Here is a 19,936-nt window from a genome sequence, read left to right as displayed (position 1 = left end):
AGGACTACAGATATGAGAGGCAACTTTGCAGCGTTGGTGCTGATCCTGGTAGGCGCAGCGTTTTTAGTGAGCAACCTAGGCTGGCTGAACTTTAGTATGTTGGAAGTATTGCGCGTATGGTGGCCCGTGGTATTGATCGTGCTGGGTGTGGCGATGTTTTTAATGCCACGAGACAAGTTTGACAACAGCGATAAGCGTTAGGCTTTAAGGCTCGGGGGCATGCCTGAATTGCCCTTCAGATTTTTTGTATACATGACCGTTTGACGCGACCCGATCACGCTGACATGACGGGCGCGGTCTGACTGGTCGGCTTGCACCTCGCGCAGATGCGTTGCTGGCACTCAAACTTGGCCTGCGTGACCACCTTGGTTGGCCGGCCACCTCATGTAGTGAGCGCGAATGGCCGCACCGCCCAACCAGACCACGCCCATCACGCCCTGCGGCTTAGTTGGCAGGCGACTGATAAGATTTAGGATGGAATTGAAAAATATTTATGTCAACCGCAGCACCTCTTTTTGAAGTCACAGACCCTGGGGAGTTGAGCGCGCTTCTGCGAGCCCTGTTTAATGCAAAATTCAGACCTGTGGAGGAGGATCCATTCGTTTGGGGAAGTCCGTTTATCCATCGCATGGCCGCGCGAATGCGAGAAGCGCAGTTAGAACTTAATCGCCAGAGCAGCGGCGCGGCGACAGCCGAGCTTTGGTACAAATCACTTCAAGACAACGAAGTTCTAGGTGTAATCAAAGCGAACTTGAGGAGTAACGCTGCAGAGCATTGGTGGTCTGGGATGTCAGCCGAAGCCAAGGTATCCTACGTACGGGGCTGCGTCGAACCATTTCTAGTCTCTGACGACTTCATTCAGGAGCTCATTCGCGCCGCCGAGCCATAACGGACTGTTCGGCAAAAACGAGAACGGGCTTACATACACTACGCGCATCCGCTGTGTCTGCGTCGGTCAACGCCAATATTAAATCTCAAAACACCCACCAAGCCGCAGGGTGCGAGGTGGGTGATGGGATGCGGGGCTGTTCCATTCGCGCTTGCTACAGAGACTGCACGCTAATCAGGTGGTGATGCAAACCGTTTTCGCGAGCTACAAATGTCACTGCGCGTGGTGAACAGTCGCGCAGCACATCGCACGCCTCGTGCCAACGTGAGCGGGTAGCGTGAAACAATAAATTAACGAAAATTTAAGCAGAATCGAAAGGTAGCCGGCATAGAATCTGCGCAGAGTGCTATCAAAAAAGAAGTGCTAAACAGCCTTCTCTTTCTCCTGCAACAAACGCCACATTACCTTGCCGCTTCCACTCTTAGGCAGCGCAACAACAAACTCCACCACGCGTGGCACTTTGTAGATGGCCATGTTGTCTCGGCACCATTGCAGAATGTCTTGCTCGCTCACTTGCCCTACGTGCGAGGCGCGGAGCACGACGACCGCTTTCACGCTTTCTCCGCGATACGCATCACTCGTGGCGATCACGCAGGCCTCGGCAATAGCGGGGTGCTTGAACATCAGCGACTCAACTTCCGCCGGCCACACTTTAAAGCCACTGGCATTGATCATGCGCTTCAAGCGATCGGTGATGAAGAAATAGCCTTCTTCATCGACCTTGCCTAAATCACCACTGCGGAAAAACACTTTGCCATCTCGCTCAAAAAAGGCTTTGGCAGTGGCCTCAGGATTTTTCCAATAGCCTTTGAAATTCATTGGCCCGCTCATCACGATTTCACCTTGCTCACCTGCAGGCATTTCTTCCAAAGTTTCAGGATTCACAACACGCGAATCACAGCTCAAGAAGGGCACGCCTAGGCATTGCTGCTTGGGGCGATCTGTGGGGTTGCTGTGGCTGGGTGCTGCGGTCTCGGTGAGGCCATAGCCTTCTACATAGCGCAGGCCAAACTGCTCTAACAGTCTCTGCGCCACCGCCTGCGGCATCGCCGCGCCGCCGCCACCGATATAGACCAAGCTTGAGAGGTCGTATTGATCAAAGCTGGGCGAGGCGAGCAGATCAATCACCATGGTGGGGATGTTCGTCCAGTGCGTGACTTTATGGCGTGAGATCAGGCGACCTGCCAAATCACGATCCCAGCGCGGCATGATCACAAGCGTCGCGCCCGCGTACAAGCTCGCATGCATGAGGCTGACCATTCCAGTAATGTGAAACATGGGCACGGCAGCGAGCGTGACGTTTTGCGCTGTGCCATTGCCCCACAAGATGCTGCCCACAGCGTTGTGCATGAGCGAGCCATGCGTATGCATACAACCCTTGGGCAAACCCGTTGTGCCGCTGGTGTAAGGCAACATGGCAAGATCGTCGCTCGTGGCAGTGACGGGTGGTAAAACTTGCGTCGATGTGGCTGCAAATACATCCGCCCAAGCATGCTTTTGCGTATCTTGCATTTCTGGCAAAGCGTGCTTTGTGAGCAGCCAATCGCGCCAAGCTGCTGGTATGTCTTTCTCTGCATCTGCACCTGTAGTATCTGCAAAGCCATCACTCATATGCGTCACGATCAGGTGCTTTAAGCGCTGCTCTGACGGCAAGGCATTGGATGCTGCCGCCCACTCCGAAGCCAAATCCGCTGAGGTGATCACGATGCGCGTATCGGGATCGGTGATGTAGTGTTTGAGCTCTTCAAACTTGTTCATCGGGTTCACAGGCACGACGACGGCATCCAAGCGCAGGATCGCGAAATGCGAGATCACCAGCTGTGGGCAATTCTGCATGCAAACGACAATTCTTTCACCCTTTTTGGCATCTAGCCGGCATAGGACCTGCGCAAAGTGCTCTGAATATGATAGCAGTTGTGCATAGCTCACTGCATTGTCAAAAAAGCGCAGCGCAGGCTTATCTGGGTAACGCAATGCATTCACAGCTAAGTTGTTCCATAGCGAGCCCGCTGGTGGCGTGAGGCTATGCGGAAGGCGCGCAGGCCAATGCTCGAAGTGCGCAGCGTTTTTGTCGTTGGAAGCCAAGGGAAACTCCAATGTCTCAAATAGTGGGTTCTGGCTATCATGCATGTTTTCTGCTCATTCATATCGTCATGAAAACCCGTACCGTCCTCAAAACCTTGATCTCTGCTGCCTTGGTGACAGGCGGCTTGTTGCCCAGCACCTTCGCTCAAAATGCTTACCCCAACAAACCCATCCGCCTCGTGATCGGCTTCCCCGCTGGCGGCCCGCTCGATCAGCATGCACGCTTGCTCACCGACAAATTACAAGCTGTGCTTGGCCAGCAAATCATCGTGGATTACAAAGCAGGCGCGGGCGGCATTGTGGGTGCGCAAGATGTGCAAAAAGCCGCGCCCGACGGCTACACCATCATGCTGGCCAACACCGGCGTGATGGTCATCAACCCCGGCCTGTATTCCAAGCTGCCCTATCAAACCACGCGCGATTTCGTGCCGATTGCGCGCACCGCCATGCAACCGCTGGCGCTGCTCGTCAACCCCAATGTCAAAGCCAACACGCTGCAAGAGTTCATGAGCTATGCCAAAGCCAATCCCGGCAAGGTGAACTACGGCTCAGCGGGCAATGGCGGCATCAGCCATCTCGTGCCAGAAATGTTCAAATCTCAAACAGGTTTGTTCATGGTTCACATTCCTTATCGTGGCAGCGCGCCAGCATTCACTGATTTGATGGGCGGCCAAGTCCAGTTCATGGCTGAGAGCATTCCGCAAGCTGCTCAGTATCACAAGCAAGGCAAGGTCAAAGCCCTGGCAGTGACCAGCAGTGAGCGCAATCGCGCCTTGCCCGATATCCCGACCGTGAACGAAACCAAAGCCGTGAAAGGCGATTTCAATGTCGTGGGCTTCTATGGCTTCCTCGCCCCTGCGGGAACACCTAAGCCGGTGGTGGACAAACTGTCTGACGCCTTCAAACAAGTGCTGGCCATGCCTGATATCCGCGAACGCATGATCAGCCAAGGTGCTGACCCGGCCTACTTGGGTGCTGATGATTTTGCCAAGTTCATCAATGCAGAGCTTCCCAAATGGGCAGCGGCTGTGCAGAAGTCTGGCGCTAAGTTGGACTGAAGTATTTATCGCGCAGCAGTGCCGCGCGTATTCTCATTCCAAGCTTTGATGCAAATCCTTGTGGATGCGTCTGGACGCTTTCCAGACTATCCACAAGACGGGCAAGATCAGCGCGCCGACTGCCGCCTCAGGATTCATCTGGATGCCAGCGCTTTTCAATGCTTTTCCGCCATACAGCAGCAAACTGATGACATAGTAGGAAATGGCGGCTATCGATAGACCCTCCACCGTGGTCTGCAAGCGCAGCTGCATTTCTTGACCTCGGGTCAATTTCTCAAGCAATTTTTGATTGTGTACCTCAGCGGCAATATCTACGCGGGTGCGCAGCAAAGCACTGGTACGCGCCACGCGCTCTGAGAGCGATTCCAAGCGCTGCGCACAGGCTGCAACCGTGGCCATGGCTGGCGATAAACGCCGCTGCAAAAACTCACCGATCACCTGCATGCCGGGAATAGCCGCCTCCCGCAGCTCCGCAATCCGTTGATGCACCAAACTGTCGTAAGCACGGGTCGCTGCGAACCGGTAAGTGTTTTCTGCTGTCGCTCGTTCAACACGCGCAGCCAGCGCGATCAGGGTATCGAGCAAGGCTTCATCCGAGACGGACTTATTCTCCAACTGCGCCGTGATGTCTGCCAGCGCTCTCTCGGCTTGTGCGAGCATCGGCGCCAGCAGTTTGGCAGCGGGCAGGCCGCGCAAGGCCATAAGGCGATAGGTTTCCATCTCGAGCAGACGCTGGGATATCCGCCCAACGCGCATTTCCGTTGTTGCTTCAGAGCAAACCACCAGCATGCGTTCGAAGCCGCAGGGGCGTATGGCAAAGTCGCTCAATACAATGCCATCGCCAAAATTGCCCAAGCGAGAAGCTAAGGTCTGCTGATGCTCCCCCAACCAAGCGCGCGCCGAGGCCATAGTGCTGGGTGTATCGCTCAAGTCACCTCGGAGCATCGCAAGCTTGATGGCGGCAATCGTGCGCCCAGGAATGCTGCTGAGCCACTGCGATGGCAAAACAAGGCCTGACAAAAGATCAGGCTCCTTCGCTCCCAAGAGTGCATGCTCGGGCAAGGTTTGCACCAAAGAATAACGCGTGAATTCCGTGTGCCGCTCCCATTTCAGGGTGTAGCCATCGAGTCGCAGACGCAAAAAATTGTCACTCAGTTGCTCGATCTGAAGATCTTGCTGCCCCGGCAATTGCCGGAGATGCGCGCATTCTTCCTCGCGGCTCACGCCTTCGTTGGCGACCGCAACATACACCACCAAAGCAGGTAGGCGGATACGCGCTTGCGGGCGGGCGTGGATTTCGTTGTGAAGAAGAACGCGTTGCGCGTCCTGGGGAGGTAAAACGCTAGATGCTGTCAGCATGGGAGCAGTCAAGATATAAATCACGAGATGCCGCCCTAGCGGCAGCGGTCAATTATGCGCTCTCTCATTGATGCAACTGCCCCAAACACAAACAATTTATTACCAGACTCGTTGCTATGATGCGGGAATCCACGGTTCTTCCACAAACTCCTAATTTCATAGCATGTTGCGCAGATTCTATGCCGGGAAAAGGCTGTTTTCTCTTCTAATCTGCCTCATAATTTGGGGTATGAACACTGCAACTGCCCAAACCAAAGCTTTCGATCTCCAAGGCCATCGCGGCGCGCGTGGGCTTTTGCCTGAAAACACGCTGCCCGCGTTTGAAAAAGCCATTGAGCTGGGTGTGACGACCTTGGAGCTGGATGTGGGCGTGAGCAAAGATGGCAGCATTGTCATCAGCCATGACCGCGCTCTGAATCCTGAGATCACGCGCGATGCCAGCGGCGCTTATCTCAGCACGCCAGTTTTGGTCAACCGCCTCACACTCGCTGAGCTCAAAACCTATGACGTAGGCCGCATCAACCCCGACAGCGCATACGCCAAGCGCTTCCCAGATCAGCAACCCATCGATGGCACGCGCATGCCAGCGCTTTCTACGCTCTTCAAACGCGTGGAAGCGCTCGGCGCAAAGAAGATGCGCTTCAACATCGAGACCAAGATTTCGCCCGAAAAACACAATGACACCGTAAGCGCTGCAGTTTTCGCACGCAAACTGCTTAATCTCGTTCGCGAGCATGGCGTTGTGAGCCGCACCACGATTCAAAGCTTTGATTGGCGCACGCTGCAAATTATCCAAGAGCTGCAAAAAGGGCACACCAAACAGGTTCAAACATCCTGCCTGACTGCTCAGCAGCCCTGGGGCAACCTCATCCTCGGCGCAGACAAAGCGCCGCGCTGGACAGGCTCCGTGAGCGCGGCTGATCACCCAGATGTGCCCAGCATGGTCAAAGCCGCAGGCTGCGATATCTGGTCGCCCTACTTTGCTGATATCACACCTGCTTTGGTGAAGAAAGCGCAGAGCCTCGGCCTGCAAGTTCTGCCATGGACAACCAATACCGAAGCCGAGATGAATGCCGTGATCGATGCAGGCGTGGATGGCCTGATCACGGATTACCCCGATAGAGCACAAGCACTTATCAAGCAGCGCGGTATCAGCTTACGTTAAATCTAGGACAATCTTGGGTTTTCCACAGAAAGGGAAACTCATGTTCCATCAAATCACCTCCCAGCGCCGCGCGCTCTTAGCCGCCACCTTCTCCGCCTTGGCCTTGGTCGCCTGCGGCAAGAAAGAAACCCCTCCCCCAGCGCCAGCTGCAGCTGCGGCCCCAGCCGCTGCGCCCTCACCAGCTCCCGTCAAGGTCTATACCGTGGGCACAGATGCCGCCTACGCACCGTTTGAAAAAATGTCGGCCAGCAATGAAGTCGAAGGTTTGACGGTTGATCTGCTCAAAGCTGCCGCAGCTAAAGGCGGCTTTGAAGTGAAATTCGTCAACACACCTTGGGAAGGCATCTTCAAGACGCTCGATTCCGGTGAACGCGACATTGTGGCAAGCAGCGTCACCATCACCGATGAGCGCAAGCAGACCATGGATTTCTCCAAGCCTTACTTTGACGCCGTGCAACTCATCGCTGTCAAAGAAGATTCCAAAGTCGCCAAGTTTGACGACCTGAAGAAACTCAAAGTCGGCGTGCAAACGGGCACCACAGGCGACGAAGTGGTACAAAAGCTGCTCGGCAAAACCAGTGCCAACATCAAGCGCTTTGAATCCACCCCATTGGCTCTGCAAGAGCTCACCGCAGGCGGCGTAAGCGCCGTGGTGGCGGATAACGGTGTGGTGCAACACTACATCGCCAACAATCCGAATGCCAAATTCAAATCCGTGAGTGATGCAAGCTTTGTGGCAGAGCAATATGGCTTTGCGGTGAAGAAGGGCAATGCTGAGTTGCTCGCCAAGATCAACACCGGCATTGATGCAATCAAGGCTGATGGCAGCTACGACACCATCATGGCCAAATACTTCGGTGCTAAACCAGCCGCAGCAGCAGCTCCAGCAGCTTCCGCCCCCGCGCCGGCTGCCTCCAAGTAAACTGCAGTTACCATTCAAAGGCGTGTTCACCGCAGGTGGGCACGCCTTTCGCTTTTCTAGAAACCAAGAGACCTGCACCATGGATCTACGCTGGGAAATACTTGCCCCCTACGCCAGCCTGTTTGTGAAAGGTACCGTCATGACGGTGCAACTCACCGTCATTGCCTTGGTGCTCGGTCTTCTAATGGGTCTGTTCATTGGCCTCGTCACCGCGCAGCAACAGAGCGGCTGGAAGAAACTGGTGCGCTGGCTCTGCATGGCTTATGTAGGTTTCTTTCGCGGCACACCACTCTTCGTGCAAATCCTGCTTGTGCATTTCGCCTTCATGCCCATGCTGATTCATCCGAGCGATGGTCTCTTGCTCACCGGTGATGCTGCGCGCGAGCTGCGGCAAAACTATGGCGCCTTCCTCTCGGGCGTGGTCGCGCTCACACTCAATGCAGGTGCATACATCAGCGAGATCGTGCGCGCGGGCATCCAGTCGATTGCGCGCGGGCAGGTGCAAGCAGCGCAAAGCTTGGGCATGAATGAGCAACAAAGCATGCGCCTCGTGGTCTTGCCGCAGGCGCTGCGCCGCATGGTGCCGCCACTGGTGAATGAAGCGATTACCTTGCTGAAAGACTCCTCCCTCGTCTCGGCCATTGGCTTGGCTGAGCTGGCCATGGCTGCAAGAACGGTTGCTGGCGCGTATTCACGCTACTGGGAGCCCTATCTGGCGATTTCGCTGATGTATCTGATCCTCACTGGCATCTTGACGCTTCTGGCGCGCCGGCTGGAAACACCTGCTGAAATGAAAGGCCGATGAGATGAGTAATTTATCCGCTGCTCAAGAACTGAAGACTCTCAGTGAGCAACTCCTACAAGTACAAGCCGATCAACTGCGCACAGCTGATCTCGTGCACACAGCGCGCGTAAGCCAAGCCCTGCTGACTGCTCTGCCTGAGAAATACAGCCTTGTCTTGAACGATATCCTGGATCGCCTCGAATCCGGTGCGCTCTTCACTGAGGAGAGCTGCTCTTTCAGCCAACGTGATTTGCTCGATAGCTTGGCAGTTTGGGTCAACAAGGCGCAAGCCACGCTAAATACTTCTACCTCTCAAAGCGCTTGATGCCGTTTGCCCGCCTTGCGCGCAGCCACTGGCGAAGTCATTGACGAATCTGCCTGCGCATGCAGCGCCTCAATCAAGTGGCAATGATCATCATCGCCATCACAGCGGCTGCGTAAATCCATCAAATTCTTCTCCAGCGCTTTGAGCTCCTTCAAGCGGTCGCGCACATGGCCAATATGATCATCCAGCGTTTCACGCGCCGTTTGGCAATCTCGCTTCTTGCGCAAATCCAAGCCAAGCAGGGTGCGCACCTCATCCAGCGTCATGTCCAAGCTGCGCAGCTGACGAATGAAGCGCAGCTGGTGGACATCTTCATCGCTATAAAAAGAATAGCTGTTTGCGCTGATTTCTTGCCGGCGAATGAGCTTTTCTTTTTGATAAAAGCGAATATTGGCGCTGCTCACGCCGCTAAGCTTGGCGGCTTGGCCTATCAAATAACCAGATGAGTTTTGGGGTTGAATCACAGGCATGGCTTGACCTTGAAGTGACTTGAAGGTTTCTAATTCAGGCATTCTCTCAAAAAATCTCCTCAAATATGTCCGCACACTGCCATTCCCACGCCGCTCCCAGCGATAACGCTGACCCGCGCTATCGCCGCGTTCTCTGGATCGCGCTCATTCTCAACGCACTGATGTTTGGTGTTGAACTCGCTGCAGGCATTGCTTCGGGCTCAGTTTCGCTGCTGGCCGATGCGATTGACTTTTTTGGTGATGCGGCGAACTATGCGGTATCGCTTGCGGTGCTCTCCATGGCCTTGGCCGTGCGCGCAAAGGCAGCTCTTTTCAAAGCCGCGTGCATGCTGGGCTTTGGGCTCTTCGTTTTAGGCAAGGCGGCATGGTCTGCCAGAGCAGGCGTGCCTCCAGAAGCCATCACGATGGGTGTGGTCGGCTTCATAGCGCTTTTTGTGAATGTTGGGGTGGCCGCAATGCTCTACGCTTACCGCAATGGCGATGCCAATATGCAGTCCGTTTGGCTCTGCTCACGTAACGATGCACTCTCGAATATCGCCGTGATCCTAGCCGCCTTCGGCGTATTCGGCACAGCCAGCGCTTGGCCAGATGTCATAGTCGCCATCATCATGGGCTTACTGGCAATGAGCTCAGCATTCACCGTCTTCAAATCTGCTCGCAAGGAACTCAGAGGCACAACATGAGCGTCACAACATACCTCCTTACCGGCTTGCACTGTCAAGCCTGCGTGCGCCGCGTCTCGCAGGCGCTGAGTGTCCATGCGCGTGAAGTGCAGGTGACGCTCTCGCCGATGCAGGCCGTGCTCACGGATGCGCATGCGCCGCTGCCGCAGCTTCAAGCTGCCGTGCGCTCATCTGGCAAATACGAGCTGCTTTTTGATGAGAATTTAGATCAAAAACAGCATATTGGCGTCATAGAATCTGCGCAAAGCGCTACTAAAAGTATAGTAACTGAGCAACAAACAAGTTTCTTGCAAACCTACCGCCCACTGCTCTTGATCATTGCCTACATCTTGGCAGGCAGTCTGCTCATTCAAATCGGCCAACACACCGGCCACGGCATGAGCACTGCGGCGAGCATCAGCGTGCACGAGACCATGCGCTACTTCATGGCGGGGTTTTTCCTCACGTTTTCCTTCTTCAAACTGCTCGATATTGCCGCCTTTGCCAAAGCCTATGCGGGCTACGATCTGCTGGCTGCGCGCTGGCAGGGTTGGGGCTATCTTTATCCGTTCGTGGAACTGACTCTTGGTTTAGCTTATCTCGCCAACTTTTCACCCCAATTCACAAACTGGGCAACACTCATCATCATGGGCTTCTCTGCGATTGGCGTGATCCGTGCAGTAACAAGCAAACAAACCATCCAATGTGCCTGCCTAGGAACAATCTTCAAACTGCCCATGAGCACAGTCACTATCGTGGAAGATGTGGGCATGGTCGTGATGGCCGCTGCCATGCTGATCACACAAAGCTGATATTGATGGAACTTTAAGCCCGTCAGAGTTATCATTCCAGTATGCGCCGCATCTTTTTTAGCCTGCTGATCGTCCTTACCGCCTTTCGCGGTTTGGTGGGCGATGCCATGGCTTACGAGATGACATCGGGCATGCTGCATAAAACCCAAAATGCTATTGAATCGATAGCTGCTAGCGCAGATTCTATGCCGGCGAACAGCCATTTTCCGCATGAAAAAGCCGCTTCGATGCCCTGCCACGAAGCGGTCAATGATACGTCTGCAGACGCCTCATCGCATGCCTGCAACACCTGCCAAGTCTGTCATCTGTCTGCGTCTTTGCCCAGCGCTTTTATGAGCTTGAATGCTCAGCCATTGCGCGATGTGCAAGCCGCCTGGGAAAGCACGTGGCACAGCGCTGAACAGCAGCACATCCGCAAACCACCCATTCTTTGAGAGCACAGGGCGCAAGTGCGTCCATTTTTAGGCGTTCACCGCTCGTGTGAACGGTTTTTAGCTCTTCTAAGGATGTTTTATGTCTTCACTTTTTTTGCGCGGTTTAGCACTCGCCCTGCTTGCCATCAGTAGCGCTTTCGCACAAACCAACGCCGCCAAACCTGCAACTCCCGCTGCGGTAGCGCCAACCGCAATCGAGTGGGTCAACGGCGAAATCACCAAGCTCGATGCCCCGCGCTCGCGCATCACGCTCAAACACGAGCGAATTGCCAGCATCAAGATGGATGCGATGACCATGCCTTTCAAAGTAAAAGACAAGGCACTGCTTGATGGCCGAAAGGTCGGCGAGAAAGTGCAGTTTGCAGTGCGCATGGACGATGGCGATCTCTTCATCACACAAATGCGAGCGATGCCATGAACCACATCAAACGCTATCAATACAGTAGCGCCTTGCGCAATATCTGTGCCGGCGTATTGCTTATTTTGCTTCAAACTCTGGCTCAAGCCTTGCCTGTGGGCTTCAAAGACAGTTGGATGACGATGGGTGAGCTGGGCAAGGATTATTCCGAGGTCAATCTGATCTACACCTTCACGCCGCATACCTCGGTGGGGGTAGGTGGTGTGGGCCTGAAATACGAAGACAAAGCGACGATGCAAAAGCGGCGCGTTGAGATGGTCGATACCCATATCAGCCATCGCATTGGCCGCTGGAATTTTCCCGAAGCACAGGCCAATATTTATCTGCAAATGGGAATCGGCCAGGCGAAGGGAAATTTCTTTAACAACTCACAAACTGTGCTTCAACCCGGCCTGCAGCTGGACTATGAAACCCGCCGTATCTACACTGCCCTCAAATGGCACGGCAGCTACGCCAAGGCTTTTGACTACACACGCTACAGCCTCGCAGGTGGCTTCTCGTTTTATGCCACGGAATACGACGAATGGCAGCCTTGGGTTGTTCTGGAAGCATCGCGCAAAGGCGGTGATTTGAAAGATGCCACTGAAATCACGCCTTACTTCCGCCTGATCCACAAGACTTTGTTCATCGAAGCGGGAGCCCCTTATCAAAAGGGCAAAAGCCAAGGTCTCAAAGTTAATTTTCGCTACACGTTTTAAAATTTATCTATCTAGGAGTTCACCATGAACACATCTCTCAATACTCTCAAATCCATAGCACTTAGCGCAGCATTCTTGCCGGCGAGTGTGCTTTTTTCATCTGCAAATGCTGCGGATGTGGCGAAAGTCACCGTCAACGGCATGGTTTGCTCTTTCTGTGCGCAAGGCATTGAAAAGACGATCTCCAAAATGCCGCAAACCAAGGCGGTGTATGTGAATCTTGATAAAAAAATCGTCGCGGTAGAGCCTAAAGATGGCCAGAAGCTGGATATGGCGAAAATCAAAGCCGGTATCGTTGATGCGGGCTACGATGTGGTGAAAACGGAGACAGTGGCTAACACCACAGTCTCTGCCATCAAAGCTGAACTCACAGGCAAGAAATGAGCGCGTCTGATGCCATAAGCCAAGCTGGAGACGGCACACAGCAGACCCGCAGCAGTTTGTTGACTTCCGTGCTGAGCCTGTTTGCCAGCAGCTCTACCCTGATCTGCTGCGCCCTGCCTGCACTCCTGGTCGCGCTGGGCGCGGGTGCAGCGCTGTCGGGATTGGTGGGTGCTTTCCCACAAATCGTCTGGCTCTCTGAGCACAAAGTCAGCCTCTTCATCTTTGCCGGCTTGATGTTGGCAGCCAGTGGCGGCCTGCAATGGGTGAATCGCAACGCCCCCTGCCCGATTGATCCGGCCCTGCGCGATGCCTGCCTGCGCACACGCAAAGTGTCACTGCGCGTGTATTGGGTGAGTGTGGGGATTTATCTTGTGGGCGGATTTTTTGCTTTTGTGTTGCCTCTGCTGACATAGAAAATACCGGACGCAAAATACGCAAAAGTTGCGCAAAAGACGCAAAAAAAACCAAAATGCAGTTTTCTTTTTTGCGAATTTTGCGCAACTTTTGCGCCCTTTGCGTCCGGTATTTTTTTCTTCTTCTGCCCTCGCCTACTCACCACAATCAAAGGCAGTTAAAGTAGCGCCATGACCAAGACCATTCGCTACACCCTGATTTCCATTCGTGACTTGTTTGTTTCGTTTGGACCTTTCATCGTTTTGGGCATCGTACTGCTGGGCATGGCGTATTGGTGGCTCAATCCGAATCCACCGAAGACCGTGACTCTTGCCACAGGCCCCGCGCAAAGCGCGTATGACGAGTTGGGCAAAAAATATGTGGCTTACCTCAAGGCTAATGGCATCACCGTGAAGACCGTGCAGACCGAGGGCTCTTCTGCCAATTTGAAACTGCTGCGCGATGGCTTGGTCGATGTTGGTTTTGTGCAAGGCGGCACAAACGAGTTGACGGAGACCGATCAAGACAATCTAGAAACCTTGGGCAGCCTGTTTATGGAGCCGATCTGGTTGTTTTACCGCGAAGAATCAGCCGCCAAGTTGCTGGCCGCACCCGTGAGCAAAGCGAAGACAGCAGCCCCTGCTGCAACGCCGACGCTCAGCGCCATCACCCAACTCCCCGGCTGGAAGCTCAATGTCGGCACAGAAGGATCGGGCGTGCCCAAGCTCATGACACGCTTGCTGGAGAGCAACCGCGTCGAACTCAAGGAGATCAAGCTCTCCACGCTCGATCAAACCCCCGCCGCGATGGCGCTGCTGGGCGGCGAAATTGACGCACTGGTGTTCGCCTCCGCGCCCGAATCCCTGATGGTGCAAATGCTGCTGCAAACACCCGGCATCAAGCTCATGGATTTGCAGCAGAGCGAAGCCTACTCTCGCCGATTCAATTTTCTCTCACCCGCTGTGCTACCGCGTGGTGTGGTCGATCTGGCTTTAGATAACCCCAAACAAGACGTGCGCTTGGTCGGCCCAACAGCTTCGCTCATCACCCGCAACACGACGCACCCTGCGCTCCTGCAGCTTTTTACCAGTGCCGCTCACCAAATCCATGGCGTACCTGGTTGGTTTGCCAAATCCAAGCAATACCCCAATGCCCAGCGCGATGAATTGCCTATGGCGCAAGAAGCCGATCGCTATTTGAAAAATGGCCCTCCGCTCTTGCAGCGCTATCTGCCCTTTTGGTTTGCGAATTTGGTGGAACGCATGTGGGTGGCGCTTTCGGTGATCATCGTGGTACTGCTGCCGCTCTCGCGCATCCTGCCACCGCTCTACACCTTCCGCGTACGCTCACGGATTTTCAAATGGTATGCGCAACTGCGCAACATTGAAGACCGCGATTCGCCTGATCCGCAAGTACGTGCGAGCTTGATTGATGAGATCAACGCGCTGGATGGCATGGTAGAGAAAATCAAGATTCCGCTCTCGCATGCAGACGAGCTCTACGCCCTGCGCAGCAATATTCATTTGGTGCGCAAAAAACTGATGCGCTGATTCAGCGCATCAGTTAGGCCAAGAGCGGAGCGGGGTCGCTGATGGAAGTATCTGCATCAGGCGCTACCACGCTGGCCTGCACGGCCTCTTGCAGCTTTTTGATGTCTGAGAGCAAAGGATCGGCTTGTAGATCTGGCATATTGATGCTTTGCAAACCAGCTTTGAGTTGCGGTATGAGTTTGGCGATAAGCGTTGCATGCTCATTTTTGCGCGGCGCGGCGCGGCGCACAGACACGCTCCAAAGCAAAGCAGCCAATACTTGCGTGTAGCGCTCGGTATCACCTGCCTGCAGGGGAAACAATTGCGCCCTAGCCAGCACCTGCGCCCAAGGCCCCATGAGAAATTGCTTGATCATCGGTGGTGCATCACCCGCGTCTTTGCGTCCCACGAGCTGAAAACCCAAGCGCCCCGCCAATTGCTTGGCCTCTTGCATTTGCGCTTGCTCTAGGGCTTTACGAGATTCTTCAAGCGCTACAGCATCATCTTGCCGCTGCCAAACCGTGGAGAGGCTGGTACCTGCCTGCTCAAATACGCGGCTACTGGGCTGGGGCATCACTGAAATCGCTGTGATCAGTTTGTCTACGGGGGTCATGAAGGCCACAAAGCCTTCGGCCATTTCGCTGGAATAGCGCAGGCTGCGCTGCGTGACCAGTCCCAGGAATTTTTGTGCAGGATGCTGATCATCGGTCAGCAGCGCAGGCTCTTGATGGGCGAGCGAGAGCAAAGGCAGCTTCAAATCTTCCAGAGCCTCTTGCAGTGGCACAGGAACGCGCTGCAAGCTGGGCGAGGTGGTGTTTCTGTAGCTCTTGAGTAGCTCGGCAATCTTTTCTTCACTGACCTCCGGCACTGGTGCTTTTTCTTCAACGGGCACAGTTAAAGTGTTCAGCTGCGTTGCGGCATGCAAATGATCCAAGCTCTCATCCATGGAAGGCATCGGAAGACCGCGCTCGCGAATCTTCGCCATCAGTTGCTCGGAAAGATCCAAATCGTGCAGCAGCGCATCCATGGGATTGCCGCTGAGCGCTTGCGCTAAAGCATCGCCGTCTTCTGCAGACATACCCAAATGCTTTTGTAAGCGCAGAACAGTGCGCCGGGCTTGCTCAGCAAGCTGTTGAGTTTGGGTATCGAGGCCGGCGTCTTCATGGCCAGCCGGTGAATCGTCTTTCGTCTCTGCAAAACCGAAAGCAATCGCTGCCTGCTCGTTGAACCCATCGGTTTGAGAGATCGCACTGGTTTCGCGGCTAGCAGGATCGCGCAGCACGGCTTGCAATTGCAGATACACCCAAGCCAATTGCGAGCTGAGCGCGGGTAGCAAATGGTCTGCCCAAATCTTGCGCAGTTCGGGCGATGCGGGGCTGCGGTTGATCAACTCCAGCAGAGCCTGCACGTAGGCTTGGGCGCTAAGCGGATTGCTACGGCGGCTGCCCTGAGCCTGCACCAAAGCATCCAGCTGCGCGGCCTCTTGCGCGCAAATGCGTAAATCCACCTGCGCCAAGATCGCAGCCATTTTGGCGGGCGCTGGATAGGCCATGGCCATACGCAAGAGCGGCGTGTATTGCTTGGCCCAGCCCATGCGCTGCTCTTCCATCGCTACAGCGGCTTGCTCCAACATCTGCGCCGGCGCTGCACCGGCTAGACTGACCAACTTGCGATCCAAGCTTTGCAGCGCGCGGCTCACCATATTCGTCATCACCTGCGGCGCAAGCTCCAAGCTCCAAGCCATGGCTTGGCGCAGGTTGTCAGACGGGCCGAGCACGCCCGAAGTCTGCATACCAGCAGATCCTGTCTGCGCTGGCGCTTGATTTTGCTGCGCCACGAGCGCATCAAATTCTTCGGTTGAAATATTGGGAAAAGGTGTATCCATGCAGTCGCCATTATTGCTGCAAACACGGCCTTTGCCCCGGCAGCAGACCGCTGTCAATGCCAAAGGGTGTGCATAGTGCGCTGAACGTTGTTTGCAGGCCGCAAACCTTGGGGAAACGCTTTACACTGTACCTATGCGCAGCTTTCTTCAACTCACCTTGGATTTATTCACCGAGGTGGCTTTGCCTTCAAAAAAAGAGGTAAATCGAGAGATTGCCGGCAAAGAATCTGCGCAGAATGCTACTGAACTCATAGCAAGTGCTGAGTTGATCGCATCCATACCTCTGGTGCCCTCTGAGCCCTTGACATCGGTTTTAAGACCCACCCATTTCGCGCATCCCCGCGCCAACCGCGAAGCCCGCCTGCAAGCCCGCGCCGGTAAACGCATCGGACAAGGTGGTGGCGAATGCATCGTGGCCTACGAGTTGCGCCGAGCCAAACGTAAAACCATTGGCTTCATGGTAGGTGTCGATGGCCTCGTGGTCAGCGCCCCGCGTTGGGTACCGCTGTATGAGGTCGATAAAGCCTTGCAAGAAAAATCTGCGTGGATCGTGAACAAACTCGCAGAAGCGCAAGAGCGCCAGCAAAAGCAAGCCCAGTCTCAAATTGAATGGAAAGAAGGCGCTGTCATCCCATTTTTGGGGGAGAGCGTGATCATCGTGATCGACCCACGCCAAGCTACAGGCTCATCCACTGCTGCCCAAGGCATGGCGCAACTTCAAAGCGATGCCAGCGCGCTTGCGGGCGTGCCCCGCCTGACGCTACACGTCGGCCTACCGCACGATGCTGCGCCAGAGCGCATCCGCGACTCAGTGCAAGCCTGGCTCATGCGCCAAGCCAAGCGCGTGTTTGAAGAGCGGCTCAATCATTTCGCGCCACAGCTTAACGTGCGCTGGACGAAGCTATCCTTATCCAACGCCAGCAGTCGCTGGGGCAGCGCTGGCAGCGATGGCGCGATCCGCCTGAATTGGCGGCTCATCCACTTCCGCCAAAATGTGATCGATTACGTCGTCGTGCATGAGCTCTCGCACCTGCGTGTGATGGATCACAGCCCCCGCTTTTGGAGCACGGTCGAATCCATCATGCCCGATTACGCACAGCGCAAAGGCATGCTCAAGGACGAAGCGATTCCAAAATGGTAGGTGCATGAGTGATTTTCTAGGGAGGAAAACAATGATCAAAGCTCTGGTTTTTGTGTGTAGCGTGCTTGCGACCACTGTGTGGGCGCAAGAGAGCGAATGGAACAAGGCATTTAATGTGATTTGGGAATCGCGCTGGCAACAAAGCGGGATTCCTATGGGTGCTGTGCGCTGGCCGTCTGAGAGCAAAAGCATCAAATTCAGTATCAACAAATCTGCAAGTTCGTCAAACGCCAATCGCGCCCGTGAGGCTGTTAACCTCATCACCAAAGTGCTGGATTGGAAAGCCATTGAAGTGGAAGAAGGCAACTCAGAAGTGCAGATTGAAATCACAATCCGCCACTACAAAGACGATGAGCTTCGCCAAGCCATATGCCATGCATCTCCATCTTGGGCAAATTGGCTCTACACCAAACAAAAGCTCTCCCTGAGCGAGCAATACGCCTACCGCTGCGTCCTGCATGAGCTGATGCATGCCTTCGGCTTTCCCGGTCATCCGCAGGGCGACACGGTACTCAGTTACTTTGAAGGCAATCAAAGCAGCCTGAAGCCCATGGATGAATTTTTGCTCAAGACTTGGTACAGCAACGACATCAAGGTGGGCGTCTCGCCGTTCATCACAGTGAATGAGTTGACGCAGCAATGGGTGCTCAAACACGTGCCGCAGCCCCAGCAAGAGGCCGCGGCAGCAGCGCAAATCAAGTGGCATCAAGACATGCTCAAAACCATGGAAGATTTTGCAACTGCCAAAGGTGAGCCACCTACGATTCTGTACCGCTCAGGTCGTATTAGCGAAGAAGGCGTGCGCGCCGGGCGTGCCAACATTCAGGGCATGTTGGGCGCAGCCTACATCAATGGCTGGACGGTCGACAAAGACATCTCCAAGGCTGCCCGCTTATTGCTGATGGGGGCGCAAGCTGGCAACAACGGCGCGGCGGGTATCTTGGCGCGACATCTCACACTGGATACTTGGTCTAAAGAAGATGCAACTGCCTCTTGCCAATGGCTGCAAACGACGCCTGTGGCCACGACGAAATTGAACGCTACGGTACAGCAAGCCGCTCTTGAGAGCAAGACTTGTAAATCGAGTCTCGCACCATGATCAATTTACTATCAAATCAATAGCACTCCGCGCAAAATACATGCCGGCGATTTGCCATTTTTACCATAAACACTTCCTCATAAAATTGCTTTCACCACTCACTGAGAACACACATGCTGCCCTTCGCCACCCGCCTGCAAAACGTTGAGACCTCCGCCATCCGTGAAATCTTCAAGCTGCTGGGCAAGCCCGGCATCATCAGCTTGGCCGGTGGCTTTCCTGATGCGAATTTGTTTGATGTGGAGGGCATTCGCGAAGCGAGTGTGAAAGCACTGGCAGACAACCCCGGCGCCGTACTGCAATATGGCGCAACAGAAGGCCACGATCCGCTGCGCGATGAGATCGCGCGCTACATGGCAGGCAAAGGCGCGAAGGTGGAGCGCTCAGGCTTGATCACCACCACCGGCAGCCAGCAAGCGCTTGATCTGATCGGCAAGACGATGATTTCCCCCGGCGATAAAGTGATCGTGGAAGCACCCACCTTTCTCGCCACGATTCAGTGCTTTCGCTTGTATGGCGCAAATCTGATTGGCGCGCCAATTGATGCAGATGGCGTGAAAGTTGATGAACTAGAAAAGCTCATTATCGAACACAAACCTAAGTTGATTTACCTCATCCCCAATTTCGGTAACCCAAGCGGCGCGATGCTGAGCTTGGAGCGCAGGAAGCGTGTGCTGGAATTGGCACTGCAACACAAAGTCCTGGTGATTGAGGACGATCCGTATGGCGAGCTGTATTTCAACGCGCCGCCGCCGCCTTCCATGCTAGAGCTCTCAGAGGGCATCCCCGGCAGCCGTGATTGGCTGGCTTATTGCGGCTCTCTCTCCAAAGTCATGTCTCCCGGCCTGCGCGTGGGCTGGCTCATCGCGCATCCATCGCTCTTGCAAAAGGCCGTGATGTGCAAGCAATTCTCTGATGCGCACACCAGCAATCTCGCGCAAGCCACCGCCTGCGAATATCTCAAGATGAACCGCATGGCTGGTGTGCTCGCCAAGGTGCGCCCCGCGTACGCCGAGCGTGCGCAAGCCTTGTGTTCCCATCTGAAAAAGGTACTCGGAGATGGCATCGATTTCGCAGCCCCACAAGGCGGCATGTTCGTTTGGGCGCGACTCACAGCACCTGGCTCTGATGCGCGCGAATTCGCCAAGCAAGCCATTGAGCGCGGCGTGGCCTTCATTCCTGGCACGCCGTTTTATGCGGTCAACCCAGATCACGCCACGCTGCGTTTTAGCTTCGCTACTTCCAGTATTGAGAAAATTGAAGAAGGCGTGGCGCGCTTGAAAGCTTGAACCCTTTCGTTCGGGCTGAGCTTGGCCTGTCCTGAGTTTGGTCAAAGCCTCACAAGCCCTTCGACCAAGCTCAAGGCGAACGGTATTGAATCCCACAGGCTTCACAAGCGACCATTTTTCTGTCACCATTATTCC

22 protein-coding genes are annotated in these 19,936 nt (G+C 54.7%); 18 read left to right on the top strand and 4 right to left on the bottom strand.

Annotated features, from left to right (window positions below; translation table 11 throughout):
* The first annotated feature begins 12 nt into the window (after positions 1 to 12).
* Together KIH26_RS02070 and KIH26_RS02065 are read left to right on the top strand one after the other, a co-directional pair.
* Positions 13 to 201 (top strand): LiaI-LiaF-like domain-containing protein, encoded by a 189-nt coding sequence (locus KIH26_RS02070; protein WP_213441947.1) that lies wholly within the window; start codon positions 13 to 15, stop codon positions 199 to 201.
* A 292-nt stretch (positions 202 to 493) separates the two neighbouring features.
* Positions 494 to 889: a hypothetical protein gene (locus KIH26_RS02065; protein ID WP_213441945.1), complete on the top strand. Its 396-nt coding sequence runs from the start codon at positions 494 to 496 to the stop codon at positions 887 to 889.
* A 363-nt stretch (positions 890 to 1,252) separates the two neighbouring features.
* Here the strand turns inward: KIH26_RS02065 and KIH26_RS02060 are convergent, their stop codons facing one another.
* Entirely contained in the window at positions 1,253 to 2,974 is a 1,722-nt protein-coding gene (locus tag KIH26_RS02060) for a long-chain fatty acid--CoA ligase (protein ID WP_249660914.1), read from the bottom strand.
* 68 nt (positions 2,975 to 3,042) lie between these two features.
* Between KIH26_RS02060 and KIH26_RS02055 the strand changes: the two genes are divergently transcribed.
* The gene (locus KIH26_RS02055; RefSeq protein ID WP_213441941.1) at positions 3,043 to 4,032 is read left to right on the top strand and encodes a Bug family tripartite tricarboxylate transporter substrate binding protein; all 990 of its coding nucleotides are present in this window, start codon (positions 3,043 to 3,045) and stop codon (positions 4,030 to 4,032) included.
* A gap of 33 nt (positions 4,033 to 4,065) precedes the next feature.
* Here KIH26_RS02055 and KIH26_RS02050 read toward each other — a convergent pair whose 3' ends face one another.
* A complete protein-coding gene (locus KIH26_RS02050) occupies positions 4,066 to 5,391 on the bottom strand; it encodes a DUF3422 family protein (RefSeq protein WP_213441940.1) in 1,326 nt (441 codons plus the stop codon).
* A gap of 229 nt (positions 5,392 to 5,620) precedes the next feature.
* On the opposite strand from KIH26_RS02050, the gene KIH26_RS02045 reads away from it, so the two are divergent.
* The 4 genes from KIH26_RS02045 to KIH26_RS02030 all read left to right on the top strand — a co-directional run bounded on the left by KIH26_RS02045 (position 5,621) and on the right by KIH26_RS02030 (position 8,587).
* Positions 5,621 to 6,556: a glycerophosphodiester phosphodiesterase gene (locus KIH26_RS02045; RefSeq protein WP_213441938.1), complete on the top strand. Its 936-nt coding sequence runs from the start codon at positions 5,621 to 5,623 to the stop codon at positions 6,554 to 6,556.
* Between the two features lie 40 nt (positions 6,557 to 6,596).
* Positions 6,597 to 7,478, top strand: coding sequence for a basic amino acid ABC transporter substrate-binding protein (locus tag KIH26_RS02040; RefSeq protein ID WP_213441936.1), 882 nt, complete (start codon positions 6,597 to 6,599; stop codon positions 7,476 to 7,478).
* Positions 7,479 to 7,557: 79 nt separating this feature from the next.
* Positions 7,558 to 8,283, top strand: coding sequence for an amino acid ABC transporter permease (locus KIH26_RS02035; protein WP_213441935.1), 726 nt, complete (start codon positions 7,558 to 7,560; stop codon positions 8,281 to 8,283).
* 1 nt (position 8,284) lies between these two features.
* A complete protein-coding gene (locus KIH26_RS02030) occupies positions 8,285 to 8,587 on the top strand; it encodes a hypothetical protein (protein WP_213441933.1) in 303 nt (100 codons plus the stop codon).
* On the opposite strand, the gene KIH26_RS02025 is transcribed toward KIH26_RS02030, so the two are convergent.
* Positions 8,575 to 9,057 carry a MerR family transcriptional regulator gene (locus KIH26_RS02025; protein ID WP_213444606.1) on the bottom strand — a complete coding sequence of 161 codons (483 nt, stop codon included), beginning with the start codon at positions 9,055 to 9,057 and terminating at the stop codon, positions 8,575 to 8,577. The two genes, KIH26_RS02030 and KIH26_RS02025, sit on opposite strands and share 13 nt — an antisense overlap.
* A 65-nt stretch (positions 9,058 to 9,122) precedes the next feature.
* On the opposite strand from KIH26_RS02025, the gene KIH26_RS02020 reads away from it, so the two are divergent.
* The 8 genes from KIH26_RS02020 (at position 9,123) to KIH26_RS01985 (ending at position 14,408) form a co-directional block, all read left to right on the top strand.
* Positions 9,123 to 9,740, top strand: coding sequence for a cation efflux transmembrane domain-containing protein (locus tag KIH26_RS02020; RefSeq protein WP_213441931.1), 618 nt, complete (start codon positions 9,123 to 9,125; stop codon positions 9,738 to 9,740).
* Complete coding sequence (locus KIH26_RS02015; RefSeq protein ID WP_213441929.1) at positions 9,737 to 10,531, top strand: heavy-metal-associated domain-containing protein; 795 nt, start codon at positions 9,737 to 9,739, stop codon at positions 10,529 to 10,531. Before KIH26_RS02020 ends, KIH26_RS02015 begins: the two co-directional genes overlap by 4 nt.
* Positions 10,532 to 10,572: 41 nt before the next feature.
* Positions 10,573 to 10,965 carry a hypothetical protein gene (locus KIH26_RS02010; RefSeq protein WP_213441927.1) on the top strand — a complete coding sequence of 131 codons (393 nt, stop codon included), beginning with the start codon at positions 10,573 to 10,575 and terminating at the stop codon, positions 10,963 to 10,965.
* Positions 10,966 to 11,044: 79 nt separating this feature from the next.
* Entirely contained in the window at positions 11,045 to 11,383 is a 339-nt protein-coding gene (locus KIH26_RS02005; RefSeq protein WP_213441925.1) for a copper-binding protein, read from the top strand.
* Positions 11,380 to 12,081, top strand: coding sequence for a hypothetical protein (locus KIH26_RS02000; protein WP_213441923.1), 702 nt, complete (start codon positions 11,380 to 11,382; stop codon positions 12,079 to 12,081). The genes KIH26_RS02005 and KIH26_RS02000 overlap by 4 nt, the downstream gene beginning before the upstream one ends.
* A 24-nt stretch (positions 12,082 to 12,105) precedes the next feature.
* Positions 12,106 to 12,465 carry a heavy-metal-associated domain-containing protein gene (locus KIH26_RS01995; protein WP_213441921.1) on the top strand — a complete coding sequence of 120 codons (360 nt, stop codon included), beginning with the start codon at positions 12,106 to 12,108 and terminating at the stop codon, positions 12,463 to 12,465.
* Entirely contained in the window at positions 12,462 to 12,878 is a 417-nt protein-coding gene (locus tag KIH26_RS01990; protein WP_249660913.1) for a hypothetical protein, read from the top strand. The genes KIH26_RS01995 and KIH26_RS01990 overlap by 4 nt, the downstream gene beginning before the upstream one ends.
* A gap of 171 nt (positions 12,879 to 13,049) precedes the next feature.
* Entirely contained in the window at positions 13,050 to 14,408 is a 1,359-nt protein-coding gene (locus KIH26_RS01985) for a TAXI family TRAP transporter solute-binding subunit (protein ID WP_213441919.1), read from the top strand.
* 13 nt (positions 14,409 to 14,421) lie between these two features.
* On the opposite strand, the gene KIH26_RS01980 is transcribed toward KIH26_RS01985, so the two are convergent.
* On the bottom strand, positions 14,422 to 16,272 hold the full coding sequence (locus KIH26_RS01980; RefSeq protein ID WP_213441917.1) for a DUF1631 family protein: 1,851 nt from the start codon (positions 16,270 to 16,272) through the stop codon (positions 14,422 to 14,424).
* A 133-nt stretch (positions 16,273 to 16,405) separates the two neighbouring features.
* Between KIH26_RS01980 and KIH26_RS01975 the strand changes: the two genes are divergently transcribed.
* From KIH26_RS01975 to KIH26_RS01965, 3 genes are all read left to right on the top strand, one after another.
* Positions 16,406 to 17,413, top strand: a complete 1,008-nt coding sequence (locus KIH26_RS01975) for a M48 family metallopeptidase (protein WP_213441916.1) — start codon at positions 16,406 to 16,408, stop codon at positions 17,411 to 17,413.
* Positions 17,414 to 17,444: 31 nt separating this feature from the next.
* Positions 17,445 to 18,512: an SEL1-like repeat protein gene (locus tag KIH26_RS01970; protein ID WP_213441914.1), complete on the top strand. Its 1,068-nt coding sequence runs from the start codon at positions 17,445 to 17,447 to the stop codon at positions 18,510 to 18,512.
* Positions 18,513 to 18,628: 116 nt separating this feature from the next.
* Positions 18,629 to 19,801 carry an aminotransferase-like domain-containing protein gene (locus KIH26_RS01965; protein WP_213444602.1) on the top strand — a complete coding sequence of 391 codons (1,173 nt, stop codon included), beginning with the start codon at positions 18,629 to 18,631 and terminating at the stop codon, positions 19,799 to 19,801.
* The last annotated feature ends 135 nt before the right edge of the window (positions 19,802 to 19,936 follow it).

Origin of the sequence: Variovorax sp. PCZ-1 (assembly GCF_018413605.1) — a bacterium.
Taxonomy (GTDB): Bacteria; Pseudomonadota; Gammaproteobacteria; order Burkholderiales; family Burkholderiaceae_C; genus JANMDU01.
Note: the sequence above shows the minus strand (reverse complement) of the source record. Positions and strands in the feature narration are given on the sequence as shown.

Coding starts and splice junctions, on each gene's coding strand:
- KIH26_RS02070 (WP_213441947.1), top strand. CDS start 13: ATGAGAGGCAACTTTGCAGCGTTGGTGCTGATCCTGGTAGGCGCAGCG.
- KIH26_RS02065 (WP_213441945.1), top strand. CDS start 494: ATGTCAACCGCAGCACCTCTTTTTGAAGTCACAGACCCTGGGGAGTTG.
- KIH26_RS02055 (WP_213441941.1), top strand. CDS start 3,043: ATGAAAACCCGTACCGTCCTCAAAACCTTGATCTCTGCTGCCTTGGTG.
- KIH26_RS02050 (WP_213441940.1), bottom strand. CDS start 5,391: ATGCTGACAGCATCTAGCGTTTTACCTCCCCAGGACGCGCAACGCGTT.
- KIH26_RS02045 (WP_213441938.1), top strand. CDS start 5,621: ATGAACACTGCAACTGCCCAAACCAAAGCTTTCGATCTCCAAGGCCAT.
- KIH26_RS02040 (WP_213441936.1), top strand. CDS start 6,597: ATGTTCCATCAAATCACCTCCCAGCGCCGCGCGCTCTTAGCCGCCACC.
- KIH26_RS02035 (WP_213441935.1), top strand. CDS start 7,558: ATGGATCTACGCTGGGAAATACTTGCCCCCTACGCCAGCCTGTTTGTG.
- KIH26_RS02030 (WP_213441933.1), top strand. CDS start 8,285: ATGAGTAATTTATCCGCTGCTCAAGAACTGAAGACTCTCAGTGAGCAA.
- KIH26_RS02025 (WP_213444606.1), bottom strand. CDS start 9,057: ATGCCTGTGATTCAACCCCAAAACTCATCTGGTTATTTGATAGGCCAA.
- KIH26_RS02020 (WP_213441931.1), top strand. CDS start 9,123: ATGTCCGCACACTGCCATTCCCACGCCGCTCCCAGCGATAACGCTGAC.
- KIH26_RS02015 (WP_213441929.1), top strand. CDS start 9,737: ATGAGCGTCACAACATACCTCCTTACCGGCTTGCACTGTCAAGCCTGC.
- KIH26_RS02010 (WP_213441927.1), top strand. CDS start 10,573: ATGCGCCGCATCTTTTTTAGCCTGCTGATCGTCCTTACCGCCTTTCGC.
- KIH26_RS02005 (WP_213441925.1), top strand. CDS start 11,045: ATGTCTTCACTTTTTTTGCGCGGTTTAGCACTCGCCCTGCTTGCCATC.
- KIH26_RS02000 (WP_213441923.1), top strand. CDS start 11,380: ATGAACCACATCAAACGCTATCAATACAGTAGCGCCTTGCGCAATATC.
- KIH26_RS01995 (WP_213441921.1), top strand. CDS start 12,106: ATGAACACATCTCTCAATACTCTCAAATCCATAGCACTTAGCGCAGCA.
- KIH26_RS01990 (WP_249660913.1), top strand. CDS start 12,462: ATGAGCGCGTCTGATGCCATAAGCCAAGCTGGAGACGGCACACAGCAG.
- KIH26_RS01985 (WP_213441919.1), top strand. CDS start 13,050: ATGACCAAGACCATTCGCTACACCCTGATTTCCATTCGTGACTTGTTT.
- KIH26_RS01980 (WP_213441917.1), bottom strand. CDS start 16,272: ATGGATACACCTTTTCCCAATATTTCAACCGAAGAATTTGATGCGCTC.
- KIH26_RS01975 (WP_213441916.1), top strand. CDS start 16,406: ATGCGCAGCTTTCTTCAACTCACCTTGGATTTATTCACCGAGGTGGCT.
- KIH26_RS01970 (WP_213441914.1), top strand. CDS start 17,445: ATGATCAAAGCTCTGGTTTTTGTGTGTAGCGTGCTTGCGACCACTGTG.